Origin of the sequence: Maribacter cobaltidurans, from assembly GCF_002269385.1 — a bacterium.
In the GTDB taxonomy this organism is placed as follows: Bacteria; Bacteroidota; Bacteroidia; order Flavobacteriales; family Flavobacteriaceae; genus Maribacter; species Maribacter cobaltidurans.
In genome coordinates this window covers 1,098,990-1,118,833 of sequence record NZ_CP022957.1, presented here as the reverse complement: position 1 = coordinate 1,118,833, position 19,844 = coordinate 1,098,990, and the positions used below count along the sequence as shown (strand labels likewise).

The 19,844-nt window shown below is 41.8% G+C and carries 11 protein-coding genes; 2 read left to right on the top strand and 9 right to left on the bottom strand.

The window, feature by feature from the left end; genetic code table 11:
- Positions 1-50: 50 nt before the first annotated feature.
- Genes CJ263_RS04775 through CJ263_RS04735 form a run of 9 tightly spaced genes read right to left on the bottom strand, consistent with a single transcriptional unit; the run spans position 51 to position 14,506 of the window.
- Positions 51-2,765 (bottom strand): alpha/beta hydrolase-fold protein, encoded by a 2,715-nt coding sequence (locus CJ263_RS04775; RefSeq protein ID WP_094996207.1) that lies wholly within the window; start codon positions 2,763-2,765, stop codon positions 51-53.
- A gap of 36 nt (positions 2,766-2,801) precedes the next feature.
- Positions 2,802-3,695, bottom strand: a complete 894-nt coding sequence (locus tag CJ263_RS04770; RefSeq protein WP_094996206.1) for an alpha/beta hydrolase — start codon at positions 3,693-3,695, stop codon at positions 2,802-2,804.
- 49 nt (positions 3,696-3,744) lie between these two features.
- Complete coding sequence (locus CJ263_RS04765; RefSeq protein WP_094996205.1) at positions 3,745-5,496, bottom strand: glycoside hydrolase family 43 protein; 1,752 nt, start codon at positions 5,494-5,496, stop codon at positions 3,745-3,747.
- A 30-nt stretch (positions 5,497-5,526) separates the two neighbouring features.
- Positions 5,527-6,885: a glucuronyl esterase domain-containing protein gene (locus CJ263_RS04760; protein WP_094999119.1), complete on the bottom strand. Its 1,359-nt coding sequence runs from the start codon at positions 6,883-6,885 to the stop codon at positions 5,527-5,529.
- Positions 6,886-6,902: 17 nt separating this feature from the next.
- Positions 6,903-8,105: an esterase gene (locus CJ263_RS04755; protein ID WP_094996204.1), complete on the bottom strand. Its 1,203-nt coding sequence runs from the start codon at positions 8,103-8,105 to the stop codon at positions 6,903-6,905.
- 29 nt (positions 8,106-8,134) lie between these two features.
- The gene (locus tag CJ263_RS04750; protein ID WP_094996203.1) at positions 8,135-9,301 is read right to left on the bottom strand and encodes an alpha/beta hydrolase-fold protein; all 1,167 of its coding nucleotides are present in this window, start codon (positions 9,299-9,301) and stop codon (positions 8,135-8,137) included.
- A gap of 21 nt (positions 9,302-9,322) precedes the next feature.
- Positions 9,323-10,444: an alpha/beta hydrolase-fold protein gene (locus CJ263_RS04745; protein WP_094996202.1), complete on the bottom strand. Its 1,122-nt coding sequence runs from the start codon at positions 10,442-10,444 to the stop codon at positions 9,323-9,325.
- Positions 10,445-10,466: 22 nt separating this feature from the next.
- The gene (locus CJ263_RS04740) at positions 10,467-12,041 is read right to left on the bottom strand and encodes a glycoside hydrolase family 43 protein (protein WP_094996201.1); all 1,575 of its coding nucleotides are present in this window, start codon (positions 12,039-12,041) and stop codon (positions 10,467-10,469) included.
- Positions 12,042-12,043: 2 nt separating this feature from the next.
- Complete coding sequence (locus CJ263_RS04735) at positions 12,044-14,506, bottom strand: glycoside hydrolase family 95 protein (RefSeq protein WP_094996200.1); 2,463 nt, start codon at positions 14,504-14,506, stop codon at positions 12,044-12,046.
- Between the two features lie 586 nt (positions 14,507-15,092).
- On the opposite strand from CJ263_RS04735, the gene CJ263_RS04730 reads away from it, so the two are divergent.
- Positions 15,093-18,173, top strand: coding sequence for a SusC/RagA family TonB-linked outer membrane protein (locus tag CJ263_RS04730; protein WP_158657081.1), 3,081 nt, complete (start codon positions 15,093-15,095; stop codon positions 18,171-18,173).
- Positions 18,174-18,205: 32 nt separating this feature from the next.
- Positions 18,206-19,738: a RagB/SusD family nutrient uptake outer membrane protein gene (locus tag CJ263_RS04725; protein WP_094999118.1), complete on the top strand. Its 1,533-nt coding sequence runs from the start codon at positions 18,206-18,208 to the stop codon at positions 19,736-19,738.
- Positions 19,739-19,844: the final 106 nt, after the last annotated feature.

Sequence of the window (19,844 nt, the reverse complement as noted above, 5' to 3'; positions counted from 1 at the left end):
AAAGGTTGTTTGTACTGAATTTTTCAATAATCTGATTCGTTATAATTCGCCTACTCTTTAAATAAAAGCTGGGCAAATTTATAAAGGTCATGTCGCCATACCGGCCATGTATGTCCTCCTGGATATTCGCTGTACTCATATTTGATTCCCATCTCGTCAAATTTTTTCATCATCACCTGACAGTTTTGATAGGCGATATCCTCTTTACCTCCCATGGAAATAAAGAAGTGGTCCAAGTCGCTATTGATTTTTTCGGTATGCTCTTTCATAAAAGCATATTGGGGACCGGATAGTTCATCGTTATTGGCGAACCATCCCGAACTGAAAACACCCAGATAAGCGAACATGTCCGTGTTCTGAATGCCTGCGTATAGTGTTTGTAATCCACCCATGGAGAGTCCGGCCAAGGCTCTATTTTCGGCTCCTGTCTTAACACGGTATTTGTTTTCCACAAAGGGTATCGCTGCTTGCTTTAGTTCGTTTTCAAAGGCCTTCAGTGAATTTTCGTTAAATCCGGCGAGACCGCCAGAGGAAACATTTCCGTCCAACATGGCAATAATCATCGGTTTGGCTTCATTTTCGGCAATTAAATTGTCCAATATTAGATTGGTCTTCCCTTGCATGGCCCAGCCCCGTTGGTCTTCGCCACCGCCGTGTAAGAGGTAGAGTACCGGATAGTTACCGGTTGACCCATCATACCCCGGAGGCGTATAGACATACATTTCTCGCCAGGAACGGGATGCCTTGGAATAGTACTTGTTAATGCGAATATCACCATGGGGAACCTCCTTTAGGCTGTAGTATTCATCTCCCTTAAACGGAATCTCGATTCCACTGGCCATGCGGCCCATTCCATAAAATGATTCGCTGGCAGGGTCCGCGACCGCTACCCCGTCGATGATCAGGGAATAGTAATGAAAACCTTCTGTGATGGAGTCTGTGGTAACGGTCCAAAAACCTTCATCATCTATTATTTCCATGTCGTATTTTTTACCCAGGTCTATTTGTAGCTGTTTTGCTTCCGGAGCCTTGGTCTTGAAAATAACACGCTTATCCGGCAGTATTTGAGGATAGGACGACCTTCTTATATTGGTGCTTGCTGGTAATCCGAGTACGCTGTATTTGTTGAAAAGTGATTTATCAACCGGTTTAAAGAGTAATTGAGAAAACATGTACAAGTCATTTTTCCACACCTCAAAATCATGTCCACCTGGTTCCACATAAAAGATATGGGGAACATCTTGTGCACTCAAGTAATCACTCGTACGTTTACTAAAAGGCATCAGACCGTCGGCATTGCCACAACTGATCCATAATACTTCCAATTCTTTAGCCTTTTCAGGATTTGGCAGTAATTCTTCAGGTATTTTTGTATTTGGGGCCGAAGAAAAGGCACCCACCCAAGAAAAAGTATCCAAATTGCCCAAACCAAAATTCAGGGTTTGCCCACCACCCATAGAGAGACCTGCAATGGCGCGGTGCTCCCTATCCTTATAGACTTTGAATTTTTTCTCTACATACGGAATCAAATCGTTCAACAAGTCTTTTTCAAAAGTGGCAAAGGCGGCCACTTTATCCTGGGCAAAAATATTACCCTCGGCCCGGTCATTTTTCATGGCGCGACCGTTTGGCATGACCACGATCATCGGTTCCAATTTTCCTTCCGCATAGAGATTGTCCAAAATTGCGGCCGGAGCTCCATTTTTATACCATTCCTTTTCATCGCCACCGATACCATGCAACAAATACAACACTGGATAGCGTTTTGATTTGGAATAACCTCGAGGGGTGTAGATGAGCGCTTTCCTCTGAGCACCGACCGTTTTTGAATCATACAGAATACTGTCGATACGACCTTTCGTTATTCCGGATTTTTCCATATCAAACCCTTTAGGAGCGTGCCTTTCGGCAATTGGATTGTTGGCCTGATTACGAAGAGCATTCAATAGTTTAATGGCATATCTTCTGCCAAGAATACGGTAGCCTTCGGCATTAAAATGAAGATTATCCTTTGCATCCGGCACTCCCTTTGACGAAACAATATGTGCATTGGGTATCGTTTCTGGAAGTGTTGCAACAATTTCGTTCATACTCGAACAAATACCGCCTTGATCCGCATGTACCATTTCACCGGCAATTAAAGGTGTTTTGGAAGCCTCAAGCCCCAAGTCTTTAAGCAGGTTGTCATATACTATTTTTACTTTTTTGGGCCATAGGGTGTCCCCGGTGTTCGATTCTCCCTGATGTAATAAAATACCTTTTATAACACCATCTTTTTGAGCAATCTTTGCCATCTCTACAAGACGACCATATGGATTTCCGTCATATTCCTTAATCATATTCAGCATCCAATCTGGGGCTGTTTTGACATAATCCTCATAACCATCCTTGTTGAAAAGTTCAATTTTACAACCTCCTACAGCTACATTGATGACCCCAACTGTAATGCTTTCGGGCAAACTTTCTACCATTGTTCTTCCGAAATAATCTGTAGGAGTAAGGCCCGTTTTACAACGGCATAGTGGCGGTATGGCCGTGTACCAATTTCCTTTCTTTCGATTAAGTTCCGGACAGTCTACTGCTGCCAAAACCTTAAAACGGTCCGTTACATCAATAGTGTCCTGTGCTTCTATACGAGCGTTCCCTTCCATGTTTGACTGACCAAAACTTAAATAAATATGGAAGTTTGGGTCCTGACCCATAATTTTTATGGAAGACATTAGGAGTATTGCCAAAACGCCGATGTGGATTCTTAGTTTTTTCATTTTTAGTGTTGTGTATCTAGTTTACAATTAAAAATATCAGTCATTCATTAATTGGTTCCTTTTCATCCAATCAAATAAGGGAGTAATCCAGCTGGAGTGTTTGAAAATAAATCCATGACCTCCTTTTGGATAAATATGCATTTCCACATTTACTTTTTTGTGTCTCAATTGTTCAAAATATTCAATACTATTGTCCACATCAACAGTGATAGCATCTGCAGCATGCGTTATGTAAGCAATTGGTGTATTTGTATTCACTTGTAATTCGTTGGAGAAAAGTCGAATATCTTCTTCACTTGGATTTTCACCAATTAAAGCATTTCGAGAACCATCGTGGGTTAAATTACTGGTCATGCTAATCACTGGATAAACCAAAATTTGAAAGTCGGGCCGTAAGCTTATGTTCTTTACATTTTCTATATACGCTTTTTCAAAATGGGTGGAAACAGTTGAAGCTAAATGCCCTCCAGCAGAAAACCCCATTACACCAATTTTGTCTTTGTTCAACCCCCACTTTTCAGCATTTTCACGCACTATTTTTATGGCTTGTTGGGCATCTTGTAAAGGACCAATTTTTCTATCTACCATGATCTCATCATTTGGTAAGCGATATTTTAAAACAAAAGAGGCAATACCTTTTTCAGCTAAAATTTTTGCATTGCTAATGCCTTCACCTTGATAAACAATAACACTATAACCGCCGCCGGGAATAAGAATAACGGCTGTGCCTGTCGCTTTTTCGGGATTTGGTTTAAAATATTCCAGGGTAGGATGGGTTACATTCCTATACAAACCTTCTCCAGATTCTTTTATTTCAGAGGGTTTTGAATTTGGAATTTCAGAAGAATATAGATTTATTATTTCCTGAGCATTTATAGCGGAAAATGATAAGAAGAATAAAACTATATGATAAAAAATATTTTTCCCCATTAAGTAGATTTTAAGTTACTCGGTAATTACTTTTCAAAAAATAATTGTACTAATCCTCCAGTATGATGTCGTTACCTGATGTTGCATACAATCCTAACAAGGCACCGGTAAAACCTCCGGCAACATCGGTAGAAAGAATATCTCCAGAAACTGTTCCGCCAACCGTTTTGAAATCCGAACCGTCTACCGCATAACTGAATTGATATTCATCCCCTTCGGCTGATATTTTTAGGTCTATTGGGCCATTCAAATCAATCGGTTCCGTTGCGATGATTTCAGAAACTGTTTCGCCACGCCAATTTGGTTTACTGTTTTTCTGAAGAACTAAATAGTTTTCCTTTCCTTTTTTTGTGATACCGAATACATAATTGGAATTTTCATTTTGATAGGCCGTAACTCCGGCCATGTCTTTTTCCGATTTGGGCTCATATTCCAACGTTGTTGTAAAGGAAAAGGTTCTATGCTGTTGCCGATGAAATAATGTTGAGGTAGGTTTTCGTTCCTTGATGTTGGTACTGAACGGGGTGATTTCCAAACCTTTCTTTGTTTGTTTAATGAACGCTTCCCGTGTACCCCTTAAACCAATCCATCTATAATCCAGGTTGTCCGAAGAGAAATTTTCTTCAAAGGTGAAGTTTCCATTGGGTATAAAACCATCTTGACCAGTTTTATTGGTTACGCCTTGTGGCATTTTAAGCTTTGGCTCCATAGGGACCAAACCATTTTTGAAGACAGGATATTCACCGGACCAATCTACGGGTAGAATGAAGGTCTCCCGACCCGTATTAACGCGATTTTCTTCATTGGGCCTAATGGCAAGGAATACGCCGTAATATTGGTCATCCGGACCTTTAACCAAATCGGCATGACCGGCCCAGTCCACCATATTTTCTCTGTCTTTTGGAAAGTAACGTTGGGTCAAAATCGGGTTACTCGGAGCAGGAATGTAGGGTCCTTTTGGGCTATCACTTTTAAAAATCACTTCACTGTGCCAGTCACCCGTACCACCTTCGGCGCACATTAAGTAATAACTTCCGTCTTTTTTATATATATGTGGTGCCTCGATCCAAATGGGTTTTTCGGTAATATCTACGCCACCATCTACAATGATTTCGTCTGTACCGGCTATTACTTGATCATTCTCAATATCATATTCCCATATTTTGATGACCCTGTGCCCATTGTATAACTCTTTTCCTTTATCTGGGGCATCATTATGTACAACATAAGCCTTACCGTCATCATCAAAGAAAATGGAGGGATCAATTCCGCCAAAATCTAGCTTTTTTGGGCTGCCCCATCCTTTCATAGGATCTTTTGTTTTTACGATGATATTTCCTAGTCCCCCAGAAAAAGCCGTAACAATCATATAAAATGTATCATTATTAGGGTTGTAAGTTATACCAGGGGCATAAACACCTTGACTAATACCAGTATCATGAGGGTTGAACTCGGTAATATCATCTAAAACACCACCTAAGTCGGTCCAATTAACTAAATCTTTTGAGTGGAAAATGGGCACGCCGGGAAACATGGCAAAAGAGGAGCAAACCATATAATAGTCGTCTCCCTTTCTGGTAATGGCAGGATCTGGGTAACAACCCTGTAAAATGGGATTATAAAATTCCCCTTCTTCCAATGGATAATCGTTGTAGACCTGATCGTTACCCTCATAGATGACTTTAGTAAATATGGGGACGTTTTTTTTAGGTGGATGCGTACTGTATTCCGAAATGGTAAAGCTTACCATTGCAAACAGCGATAAAAAGACCATTGCTAAAAGTGTATTTTTTTTTCTCATTTTTAAAGTATTCAAAAGTTGTATTAATTCTTATTCATCTTTCCAGTATTTATGTGCCCACGCAATCCAGGTACTCCAGTTGGGCCCTGTGCTATGCCCGCCCGCATGTTGTCTAAAAGCAACTTCTCCGGAAGTCAAGGCTTGACCAATTACCGGATATTCTTCGCTTTCCATACCTTTTTTGCCGAGCAAGGTATATACCGGGGAGGCATGAAGTCCTGCAAGGAACATGCCCTTTCCATCCACCCAATTTCCTTCGATGAGCGGTGAACCCACACTTATAAAAACAGGTCTAGGCGCACATAATGCGATAAGTTCATGGGCATCAACAGGCAAGTCATTTACCGTGAGGGTGCTCGCATATTTAATGAAATTACCTGCAAACCAGTGGTACTCTGCACTAGAAGCCAAATTTTCTACCATCTCACCAAAATTCCTTCGTAATAGGGAAGCTCCTCCAGCTCCAGAGCTACCAATAAAGCCCAAAGAAAACCGTGGGTCAAAAGCCATGGTGACCAAGGCCGCCTTGCCATAGCGAGAGGTTCCTTCAATACCGATTTTTGAGGCGTCGATTTTTGGATTAGTTTCATAATAGTCCATGGCTTTTCCAGCTCCCCAGGCCCAAGCACGGAGTACACCCCAATCTTCCGGGCTTCTATGCTCTCCTTTATTGACGAGACCTATAATACCTGAGGTTAATCCCGCACCATTATCTGCCTGAATGGTTGAAGGTACCAAAATGGCATAGCCCCAGTCTTGTGAGATTAGTTGTTGTTTCCATAAAGGTTCATAAGAGGACATAAAATAACTGCTAGGTTCTGCGGGAGGCGGACCAAAAGGCCAAGTGATAAAGCCAAAACGTGTGACCAAAGGCACCGCCTTTTCACTGTTTTTGGGAAGGCCTATCAGCAACTCTATATTAACTTCGATATCGGGATGATTGGAATTGTCCACCTTGCCTATGAGCAGCGTTTCCGTTACCGGATACGGACCGGCTGTGGTGTCTTTTTCCGATACGACGGTCCAGCTTATATCGGGGATGTTTTCGGGGACATGACCGTACATCTCTGTTTCAAACTGTGCTACTATTTCTGGTTTTCTAATCTTCCACCAAGCTTCTTCTGTTACTATTTGAGTTCCTTTTGAAGTAGTTAAAGGGTCAGGAAGATTATATGCAACAACTTTATTTTCGTCACTATTGGCTGCATTCGGGTCAGCTGGATTTCCCGAAGGTCCTGGACGATTGGGAATCGTAATCCCCAATTGCTCCTTCATTTGTGCAAAATCTTGTTGGGTATACTTGGCGATACTATCCCTTGACAAATCACTATTCTGGGCACCTACTAGGATAGTACTTAAAAAAATAAAGAAGTATAGTAGTTTTTTCATGTTGGAAGGATTGTTGTTCAATTATCAAGGTCTTCCCAAAGATTAGGTAGAAACCTGTAATATAAGAGATGACGCCAAGTAGACCAGTCATGCCCACCATTTCCTCCATCATAGTATTCGTGTTCTATGTTGTGGTTGTTAAGAGCATCTACGAGTCCTTTCACCCTTGCGTTGAAAAAGCCTTCCGCTTCCTTGGTTCCTTGACCTACAAAAAGATAATCGACCTTATCATTGACTTTAGGATTATTTAAAAAAGCTGCCAACGAAGTTTCTGCATCGGTATCGCCAGCGCTAAGAATTCCAAAGTTTGCAAAAAGGTCAAGTGACCTAAAACCGATGAACATGCTGTGACGGCCGCCCATGGACAATCCGGAAATGGCCCTTCCTTGAGGAGATTCTATTGTACTGTAATTTTTATTTACTATTGGAATCACATGGTTTCGTAGCTCCTTTTCAAAAATACCAAAGGTTAGTTCAGCATGCTCCGGATGATTCCGATGAATGACCTGATTGTTGGGTATGGCAATAATCATTGGTTTTGCCTTGCCTTCTGCCAAAAGATTGTCCATAATAAAATTTGCCCTTCCATCATAAATCCAGTTTGAAGGTAGTTCGCCACTTCCTCCTACCAGATAGAGTACTGGATATTCTTTACTGGAATCATAGCCAGGAGGAGTGTAAACATATAATTCTCTTTCGCCATTGGTGACATCCGAATGATAAACGTGACGCGTAACATTTCCATGGGGTACATTTTTCGCATCATAATACGCAGGGCCGTCTCCATGCACCACCAAAGTACTGTATGGTGGCATGGCCGTAAAAGCGGCCTGGGTATTATTAGGATCTGCAATTTGTGCACCATCTATTCTAAAATGATACGAATACATATCCACCGGAAGCGGGCCAATAGTCAATGACCAGACCCCATCATCACCTTTGGTAAAAGGGATGGGCTCTCTTCCCTTGCCCAAAGCAGTGTTGATGGCACCCGGGTTCAATTCCACATTTTTTGCGTCGGGAGCTTTTACCCGAAAAGTAACGGTGCGGTCATCGTGCACTTCGGGAGAATTTACCGCTGCACTAAAAGGAATCAACCCTTCCGTATCTTTTTGGGGGTTATAGTCCAAGTTGACATTCGCTTGCTGACCAAAGCTAGGGGCTGCAGTTAACAGCAGAGCCGAGGTGAAAATTTGTAAATAAAAATTCTTAAAATTCATAGTAGTGTATTAAAGTTTCATCGCCTGCTTCAATTTTTAAAAATGAGCTGGGCAAATTCATAAAGGCTTCTACGCCAAGTCAACCATTCGTGTGCCGTCTTGGGCGATTCGTAAAAGGTGTAGTCAATACCTTGTTTGTCCAACATGTTTTTGAAGGCGCCGATAGACCCGGGAAAAGGGTTTGGTTCTTTAGTACCCATGCTCAAAAAGAAAACATCCATTTTTTTATCAAGCGACACACCATCATCAAATACCCCGTTCAAGAAAGTAGAAGTATCAATGGCGTCACTACTGGGGTAGTTAGAAGTACCGCTAAAACCTCCGTATGAAGCGAAAGTATCCAAGTTGTTCAGGCAGATACGCATTGTCTGGTTGGCTCCCATGGATAGGCCAGCAATAGCCCTTTGTGTGCGGCCCGTTTTAGTCCTGAATTCAGCATCGATCATGGGAATGATTTCGGTCATCATCACTTCCTCGAAAGCGGAGGCGGGTCTGCCACCGGACTGACTTTTTTCCAATTCCTCCGGTCTGTAAGCATAGCCATTATCCATGACGATAATCATCGGTTCCGCTTTATTTTCGGCTAATAGATTATCCAAAATCAGATTGGTATGCCCTTGGGAGACCCATCCTGTTTCATCCTCAAAACTACCATGTTGCAAATAGAGTACAGGATAACGTTTGTTGGTTTCTTTAAGGTAGTTTGGTGGGGTATACACAAAACAGCGTCTCCAGGCCTTGGTAATCTCCGAGAAATAGATTTTTTCCGAAACCAAACCATGAGGCACCTTTTTAAGGACATAAATTTCCTTGTCGCTTGGCGGTATTTCGATTCCGCTTCCCCATCTGCCAGCACCGTAGTAGTATTTGGTGCCCGGATCGGGAACCGATGCCCCATCCACATTCAGTTGATAATAATGAAAGCCTTCATCCTGCGGTCCGGATTCCCCGGTCCATAGGCCGTCTTCATTTTTGACCATCTCATATTTAACCCCTCCGATATCCAAACGGACATCAGTAGCATTGGGAGCCAAAAGCTGGGCACGCACTTTCCCTTCGGAATTGACCTTCGGAAATTCTTTTCCAGGTTGATTGGTCACCGATGGTTGATACCCATCACTGTTTTTGGATTGGGCAAAACTGTATCCATATCCAAATAATGTGATGAGCGCCAGCGTAAAAATGCCATTTTTCATGTGTTCTCGGAATTAAGCATTTTACTTGGTAAACAACATGGGGGCCATTTCTTTCAAACTGCGGCGCCATGTCTGAAATTCGTGGGCCGTGCCTTCAGATATATAGGAGGCCACTGGATAACCGGCCTCTTTTAATTTTTCTGTAGCTTCCTTTATGCGCTCTGGGCGTTCCTTACTGCCGCAGCTTAGAAATATAAGTTTCACATCTTCTTTGTCGACATCCTCAGGGGCATACGTACCACCACTTAATAAGCCGTAATATGCAAATACATCAGGCTTGTTCAAGGTAATCATCTTGGTTTCCATACCACCCATGGAAAGTCCCGCCATGGCCCTATGCGATCCATCGGCTAGGGTACGGAAATTTTTATCCACATAAGGAATCAGTTCATCCACCATTACAGTTTGAAAAGGGTTGATGTCAAAATTTCGAAGTCCCCCGAACTTGATTTCGTTCGTCATTCCGTAGGTCATTACAATCATAAAAGGTTCAATTTTACCGTCGGCAATAAGATTGTCCATTATCAAATTGGCATGACCTTGGTTGCTCCAAGCGGTTTCATCCTCGCCCCAACCATGTTGCAGGTACAATACCGGATATTTCTTATCAGGGTTATCGGCATATCCGGGAGGGGTATAGACAAATGCCCTTCTAGATGTGTTCGTACTGGGTGATGGAAATAAGATTTGTTCCACCTTACCGTGAGGAACATCCTTTAGCGCATAGAACTCTTGGTCATGTGCAGGAATTTCTATACCGCTTTCCCATCGGGTGGAACCGTAATAGTTCTTGGCTCCAGGGTCGTTGAAAGTACCGCCATCTACATTCACATGATAGTAATGGAATCCCTCATCCATAGGCCCTTCTGTTGTTCCGGTCCAAAATCCGTCTTTGCCTTTTTCCAATTTGGTGCCCCCTCGGCCACCTAGGCCTAAACTGACCCGTACACTATCCGCAGCAGGTGCCTCAATTCTAAATCGGGCATAACCTTGGGAGTTTACCTGTGGATATTCCTTTCCCGGTTGGTTTTTTGTAGAAGGTTTAAAATCTTCGATGACTTTGTTGGATTGCTGGCCAAATGCTAAAGGAATATTCCCTGCAAAAGCAACTGCGAGTACTAGTAGCTTTATTTGTTGTTTCATAAGTGTTCTCGTTATTAAGGTTTTAATTCATTTCTGTTAATTCATTTTTAATTCGGAAATAGTCGAAATCCACAAAGCCTCCGGTTTCGGAAGTGGCGTAATTGAAGAGTCCGAAACGGTATCCCATAAAGTGGGGTAGGGTATAGGACATTTTTAATTCCGACCCTATTCTTTTCCAATTTTTGTTATCCAAACTATAATAAAACCAAGCCACGTCCTTTTTGTTCGTAAAATCGCAGTTTGCTTTTATATAGATTGTTTTTTGATTTAGTGGCAGCTCCTCCACAGTCTTCTCACCTTCATCATTACCCAAAACCATGACAATTTTATTTTTACCATTTTCCTGGGTTACACCCACCCAGCCGTAGTTTTTTTGGAGAAGTACCATTCCGGCATTATCACCCTCTTTCATGTTGGAAACGTCTATGGAGGTTATGCCCGTACAAACGGGCCCAATCGTTCGTTGTGTAAGCGTATTTCTGGTATCCACCAATGTTTCGTCCGTTCGCCCTGTGGTCAATCGTAAAAAACCCTTACGGTCCGAAAGTGACCATAAACTGTCCACAGGATTGTGGTTCCATTGCCAAACCAATGGAAGCTTGTGTTCATTCTGTTTACACTTGAATTCATCCGATGCTACAATGTTTGGAATCAGCCCTTTACTTGGAGATAAATTCAAGGAATCTGGGACTTTTCCCTCTACGCCCAGTATGGGCCAACCATCTTTCCATTTGACGGGAACTATATATGGAATTCTACCCACGGAGCCATAATCCCTAAAGAGATAAGAAAACCATTTGCCCTCCGGAGTGTCTATAAGACCGCCTTGCGCAACTCCTTTGTCCTGTAGGGCAAGTCTGCCTTGCCAAGGGCCATTAATGTCGTCAGCTCGATGGATTAGCACGGTACGCATGCCGCCTCTAGGCCACGTAATGTTGAAGAGATAATATTTCCCATTAATTTTAAAGAGTTGTGAACCCTCTGCACCCAACATGATATTGTCACCCGCAGGGGCACTGGCATTTTCAATTAGTACCCTTTCCGTTCCTTTTTTTACTCCGGACAAATCGCTTTCAAGTTCTGCTATCATTAATTTTCCCGCACCCCATATCATGTATATTTTGCCATCATCGTCAAAATGGACTGTCAGGTCATGATACGAAGGTTCAAAAGATATTGTGTCCCAAGGGCCGTTTTCTATATCCTCGGTGGAAAACACGTAAGTTTTTCCGGTAGTGGCAGCAAACGTGAATACGTAAAATGTTCCATTGTGGTATCGTATACAGCTGGCCCACGAACCCCTGCCATAGGCATTCTTACCGTTTTCTAGCTTGAGGTCATCCACTTCACCAAGCCGGTCATAGGCGTAGTTGACCAATTCCCAATTGACCAAGTCTTTGGATTTCATGATAGGAACCCCCGGACTCAAATGCATGGTGGTACTGCTCATATAATACGTGTCTCCTACGCGCACTATGGATGCATCCGGAACATCCGCAAACAAAATGGGGTTCTGTGCGTTTTGCTCTTGGGCATGAACGGAAAACTGAAGCATCAGTAAAACGAGCAAAACAGTATCGGCGTAAAATCGGTTCATACTTACTTCTTAATTATAAAGGTGTACGTTCTTCCTTTTTCGGTTTCCAAATCGTATAGAAACGTGTTTTCCAATTCAAGATTTTCCAAGGTGGCCTCTTTGGAAATTATGGGTGCAGCTGTTTCAGGTACATAAAAGAGTGGATTCGGGTTTTCGCCTCCCGCTTTTTTCAAGGTTCCCGTTCCTATTAATTCTACAGCATTTGGAACTCGAAGCCGAAGGTTTCCTCCCAAATGCGATTTGATCGTAGCGACCACTAATTTTTTATCCTCCCATTCCATCGAAACCAATTCAAAATCGCCCCTGGCTTTTAATCCGCCTACATAACCGGACTTTAAGGCATCCGGAATGGCAGGGAGTAAATGAACCGACCCATCGGAACTTTGCAATAACATTTCGGCAATACCGGAAGTACACCCAAAATTACCATCGATTTGAAACGGTGGGTGCGCGTCAAAAAGGTTATTGTAGGTACCGCCTCCACCTTGGTTTATGCCGACCGGAGTCAGTTGGTCTTTTATCAATTTATAGGCGTGGTTGCCGTCCTGCATTTTGGCCCACCAATTTACCTTCCAGCCCATGCTCCATCCCGTAGAAACATCACCACGTTGTAAGAGCGTATTTTTAGAAGCTGCAAAAAGTTTGGGAGTTCGGTAGGGCGAAATCTGGTTGGACGGAAAGAGACCGTACAAATGGGAAATATGCCTATGATGGTCTTCGGGTGAATCCACATCATCCAGCCATTCCTGTAATTGGTTGTGCTTGCCCACTTGCATGGGGGGTAGTTGTTTGCGTAATGTTTTAAGGGAATCGGCAAAAGCTTCATCCTTTCCCAAAATTTTAGAGGCTTTGATTGCGGTATTGAAAACATCAAAAACTAGCTGATTGTCCATGGTAGAACCTGCCGTAATGGAAGAACCTTGATGTTCCTCTGGGGCGTTTTCGGGGGAATTTCCAGGAGCAACTACCAGATAGGGATAATTCGGATGTTCAACCAAAAAATCGGCATAGAACTCGGCAGTACCTTTTAAAACGGGATAGATGGATTGTAAAAATGAGGTATCACCGGTATATAAATAGTGTTCCCAAAGATGTTGACTGGTCCATGCACCACCGCCGTTCCAAATACCCCAAAACGCACCGTCTATGGGGCCGGTTATTCGCCATATATCGGTATTGTGGTGCGCCATCCAACCCTTTGCGCCGTACATCACTTTTGCGGTTTCTTTTCCCGTTTCCGAAAGCTCTTTCACCATGGTCAAAAAGGGTTCGTGCAATTCCGAGAGGTTGGTTCGCTCTGCGGGCCAATAGTTCATTTCGGCGTTTATGTTGATTGTATATTTACTGTCCCACGCGGGTTTCATGCGTCCGTTCCATATCCCCTGCAAGTTGGCCGGTTGTCCGCCAGGTTGGGAAGAGGATATCAATAGATATCTTCCAAATTGAAAATAAAGGGCAACAAATGAGGGGTCTTCGGTATTTCTAAAGTTCGCCAAGCGCTCATCTGTAGGTAGTTTTGAAGCCTCCGAACTTCCAAAATCCAATACAACCCTCTCAAAAAGTTCCTGGTATTTTTTAATGTGGTCGGACTTTAATTGGTCATACTCCTTTTCAAAAGCAGTATCCAAATACGCTTTTGCGCGTTCCATTTCATCACCACCCAAATCATGGTATGAATTAAAGTTCGTAGCAATGGAAACCATAATAATAGCATCACTTGCATTTTTAACTTTTACGGAGGAATTGGTTTGGGTGACTGTTCCGTTAGTAGTTTTTATTTTGGCCAGTGCATTGAATTCCACTTTACCTTCTATTCCTTCGTGGTCGCTTGTTTTACCCCAAAGGGAAAGTTGGTCGTTATCCTGAGTCTCAATTCTTGGTTCTAGATGTGGCGAAGTAAAGTTTGCCGTAAATGAAACTTTACCCGGTTCATCAGCGGAAAGTTTGATGACCAACACACGGTCGGCCAAAGAAACAAAGGCTTCCCGGGTATAGGTAACCCCATTTAATTGGTATGAGGTTTTGCTGATGGCCTTGCTGATATCCAATTCCCGATAATAATCTTGGTAGTTGTCGTGGTTTGGAAACGATAGCTCCAGATTACCCACGGGTTGAAACATTTGGCCATGCGATTTTTTGGTAATGATTTTCTCATTGGCCAGTTGTTCGGCGGCCTTATATTCGCCTTTAAAAATCAGCTCGCGCACTTCGGGCAAAGCTTCCAGTGCATTGGGATTATCGTTACGGTTAGGGCTTCCACTCCAAACCGTATGTTCATTCAATTGAAAAATATCTTTATCCACATTCCCATAGACCATGGCTCCTATCCTACCGTTTCCTATAGGTAAGGCTTTTTCCCAAACCTCTCCTGAAGGCTCGTCATACCATAATTTTAAATCATCTGATTGTTGGCCAAAAAGAATTATGGGAATAAAGGAAATAAGGAAATAAAAAGGACTTTTCATAATAGTCTACCGGACAGTTTAGAAGCTCAAATTCATTTAAGTGTTGAATATACACATATATTTTTATTTTCAAATCAAATTTTTCAATGGCAAGTCATTTGTTCATTCTGCGACGCAGATAGAAAGCAATTGAATTAAAAATGTTGGCCCAATTATTGGAAAATATTTTAAGATTCATTCAATTAAAAATGTAAAGTCTCTATACTGTTTATTTTTGAAAATTGCTCTTACAAATCTTAACCTCTGTATGTGTATTCAAGTGCTTTTTATTTTCTTTTAGACTTATGTATTTTTTAAATGATGAATCGTCTTGTTCCAAGAGGATATACTTTTTTACCCTATTTGTGAATATGGAAATATTTAATTCTTAATATTCACATACCCTCTATAATTTTAAGCTATATATGGCATATAATTAAAAAATTAACACTGTTTGCCTTGAAGTTGCAACATTATTTTCAGTAAGTGCATCATATGTTTTATAGTTTATTTGGCTATTCCAATACATTTGAGCAAAGGATTGTTTAGGCAATTTCCTACAACAAATTTGAACATGGGATTAAAGCTAACTTAAACCAAAATGATTATGAACAAACTTAAAACGGCATTTATTGTAACACTCTTATTAGGTGTGCAATTTGCATTTTCCCAAACTTTAACTGTTACCGGTACAGTGACCGATGATTCCGGGACACCTTTGCCAGGTGCTTCCATATTGGTGGCGGGTACAAGTAATGGAACTCAAACGGATTTTGACGGTAACTATGTTATCTCCAATGTTCCTTCAAACGGAACCTTGGCCTTTAGTTATATAGGATTTCAGTCACAAAACATTCAAGTGGATGGCAGGTCTACTATCAATTTGGTTCTTTTAGAGGATGCAGAGGCATTGGACGAAGTGGTCCTTATAGGATACGGTACACAGAAAAAGGAGTCGGTCACGGGTGCGGTGTCTACAGTATCTTCAAAGGATATTGTGGCATTGCCAGTAGTTAGTTTTGCTGAAGCCCTACAAGGACGCGTACCTGGTATACAAATAAATAATTCCGGTGGTCCCGGTACAGATCCAATTGTACGTATAAGAGGGATTGGTTCCATTAGTTTTGCGTCTAGTCCATTATATGTTGTGGACGGTTATCCTGTAGGGGGATTAGGGGATTTTGACAATAATGATATAGCTTCCATTTCTGTTTTAAAGGATGCCAGTTCCTCAGCAATATATGGTTCGAGGGCTGCCAACGGTGTTATTTTGGTTTCTACAAAAAAGGGACGTCCTACAAATGGGGTAGAGCTTAATTACAGAACATTTAGTGGATTTGCAACGGCTTCCAAAAAATTAGACCTTTTGAATCGGGAACAATATCTTGAGTTTGGTAGGGAATTATTGGACAATGCCGGTGCCACTTACCCTTCCCGTTGGAGCCAACTGGACACACCTATTTACGCCGGTACGACCCAGACCTATGCAGAAACGGATTCAGACTATCAAGATGCGGTTTTCACTACGGGAATTACAACACAACATCACCTAAGTGTGCGAGGAGGTTCGGAAACTTCTAGGGTGTATGCTTCTTTTGGCTACTTCAAGCAAGACGGTATCATGTTGGGAACTGGATTTTCCAGATATAATTTCAGGGTGAACTCAGACCATGATGTTAACAAGTGGTTGACCGTTGGGGAGTCATTGACTATTTCCAATGGCGAGAGACTTAATGAGGCTGAGTTGGGAGGCCGTACGCAAATCCAGAACATTATTAGGGGGATACCATATATACCATTAAGAGATCCAACTTTGCAGGGAGGACTTAGGGCTCCGGATGGTGCCGATGGTACAGATCCTGAAAACCCTTTAAGACCGGCCGTCATAGATAGGAACACAAATTCCAATGTAAGAATTTTTGGAACTGCTTATGCCAATATCAAACTTTTTGATGGATTGGATTATCGTTTCACTGCAGGTATCGACTGGAACAATTTTAGAAACTTGCAATTGCAACCTATCTATTTCGATGGTTTCGCGGGTAGAACGGAAAACATTACTATCGACCAGCAGAATACCTCTACAGGAAACTACTTTTCCAATCAATTGAACTTTGCTAAGACTTGGGGAAAACATAATATAGATGCCATTGCGGTTGCGGAACGTCAAGATTTTGATATATACACTTTAACTGGAAATGGACGTCGTCTCAGTAACGATTTAAATGTTCTCCAAGGAACGCAGGCTCAGACCGTTTCGGGAACAGAAGGGTCAAATGTCATTTATTCCTTTTTGGGAAGATTAAATTATGATTTTGGAGGTCGTTATTTGTTAAGTGCTTCCTTAAGAAGGGATGGTTCATCTAAGTTTTCTGAAGGTTACAAATGGAAAACATTCCCAGGTATTTCTGCTGGTTGGAACATTGCTGCAGAGCCTTTTATGGAAGGAGTTGAAAACTTATCCGAATTAAAAATAAGGGGTAGTTGGGGACAAGTAGGTTTTGAAGGTATAGGTGATTATGAAAGTCAGGCCGGTATATCAACTAATACCAATGCGATTATAAACAATGAAGAAGTGCAAGGGGCCTTTTTCAATCGTCTGGCGAATCCGGAATTGGAGTGGGAAGTTACTACCATGACCAATATTGGTTTGGATCTGGGATTATATCAAAACAGGGTGCAGTTATCTGCGGAGTGGTATAAAAGGACAACGGATAACCTAATTCTAAATGTACCTATTCCTGCTTCACTTGGATTTGCCGGTAATACCATTGCAAATGTTGGGGGCATGGAAAACTGGGGATTGGACTTTAGTGCTTCTTATTACTCAAATCCAGGAACAGATTTCCAATGGAATGTTTCCGCAAATCTTGGGCTTTTCAGGAACGAAGTAGTTGCTCTAGCTACAGAATCGGGTAGTATTTTTGGAGGGCAGAATGCAGATGCTGGAGGATTTGACATAACCCGAACGGCTGTTGGTGACCCTATTCAATCTTTCTATGGATGGAAGGTTGAAGGTATTTTTCAAAGCCAAGCTGAAATTGACCAGTACAATGCACTGGATGGTGACCCATCAACGCCTTACCAAAGCAATGCAGCTCCCGGTGATCTTATCTTTCAGGATTTGGATGGCAGTGGTGATATTACGGCTGAAGATCGTGATGTACTTGGAACTTTTATTCCTGATTTTAGTTATGGTTTAAATTTTGATTCTTCTTATAAAAACTTTTATCTTAACATGTATTGGTATGGTAACCAAGGCAATGACGTTTATAATGCTACCCGGGTTTATACAGAAGGAGGGTTGAGGTTGTTCAATCACGGTACTCAAGTACTTAATGCCTGGACTCCATCAAACACGGATACTAACATTCCAAGAATGGTAAACGGAGATCCTAATCAGAATACTCGAACTTCTGATCGTTTTGTAGAGGATGCTTCCTTTTTACGTCTACAAAACCTAAAAATAGGTTACAGGTTTCCACAGGACTGGTTGGATAAAGGTTTGTCTGGACTCAGCAATTTTAACGTCTATCTTTCAGGAAATAATCTCTTGACCTTTACAAAATATCAAGGATACGACCCTGAAATCGGTGCAAGAAACAATAACCTTAACATCCAAGGTGTAGATTATGGTCAATATCCAAGACCTCGAACTATTCTAATAGGATTGGAACTAGGATTCTAAAAATTGTTAAAAAAGAAAGTAAAATGAAAAACATGAAAAATTTTAAACTAATTATTGCTGTAGTTGCGGCATTTCTCTTTACCCTGTCATGTGGTAGAGAAGATTTGGATGTAACTAACCCGAACCAAGTGGTCGTAGCTACCTATTATAAAAACGGGAATGAACTAAGAAATGGAGTCTATTCCATATATGCGTCTTGGCAGAGTCTTCAATTGTACGCTAGGGAATATTTCTTTCTTCACGACTTAAGGGGTGATGATAACAAAGCAGGCGGAGGTCAGCTAGAGACACCGAGAAACCAGTTATTGATCGGTACAAATGATCCCGGTAATTCAGTGGCCAGAGATGTGTGGACTGGATTATATGCCGTTATTTTAAGGTCCAATATTGTCATCGAGCAAGGTCCAGGGGTAGAGGATATAAGTGAAGGTCTGAGAACGGCTCTAATAGCAGAGGCAAAACTTATGAGGGGTTGGGCTTATTTTGAATTAGGAAGTTTGTGGGGAGGTGTTCCCATTTATACTACTTATGCCTCCACTTTTGAGGATAGCGCTCCAAAATCGTCCCAAGAAGATGTTTTGGCACAAGCTATTCAGGATCTTCAGGATGCCGCTTCAGGACTGCCTTTAGCTTCGAATACGGAGCAAGTAGGAAGGTTTTCAAAAGGTACAGCTCAGGCCATGCTAGGGCGGGCCTTAATGTTTACAGGGGATTATGCAGGCGCTAAAAATGCTTTTGAAGCCATTGTGAACTCAGGTGAGTACGCCTTGGTAGATGAATACGATGATAACTTTCAGGAAGAAAATGAATATAACAGCGAGTCTATCGCAGAAATTGGTTACGCCAATGTTGGAGGTTTTAACTGGAATGGTACCGGTGACGACGTAGGAAACGAACAAAGCGTGAGAACACAAGAATATTCTGCGGTAGGATGGAGAAACTTAATACCATCTGAAGGACTTTTAAATGAGTTTGAGCGCACCTCCAAGGGTGATGCCAAAGATGATCCTCGTTTTGCAAAGAGCTTTTATACCTTGGGAGACACATTTAATAATGGTGAAAGTGTTTTGACCGATGTTCAGGGCGAAGAAACCACTTTTGAGGGCGTTACCACCAAAATAAGCTGGAGAAAGTATTCGCTAATGTACAAAACCGACCCCGGAGGATTCCTGACTGGAGGAATCAATATGAGGGTTATTCGCTATGCGGAAGTGCTTATCAATTTGGCTGAATGCGAATTGGAATTAGGGAACTCTTCTAGGGCAATATCCTTATTGAACCAAGTTAGAAGTAGGCCCAGTGTTGATATGCCTCCTTACCCTACAGCTAATGTTCCCGTAAGCAATCCTACAGAGGTTATGGAAGCTATAATTCATGAAAAAAGGGTAGAATTAAGTTCTGAACAAATTAGGAACAGGGATATATTGAGATGGAGAAAAGAAGGCAAATTGGCTACTGAACCCATTGCCCACTACAGTCCAAAATTGGAATTACTCCCAATACCTCAAAGTGAAATAGATAACAACTCCAATTTATCGGAGGCCGATCAAAACCCTGGATACTAGAATTTAAAAATAATTGAGTTAGATTGAGTTAGTTTGAATTGGTGCCAATCCCCTGTAGGTTTTGGCACCTTTCTTTTTATCATTAAACATTATATTTAGTACATTT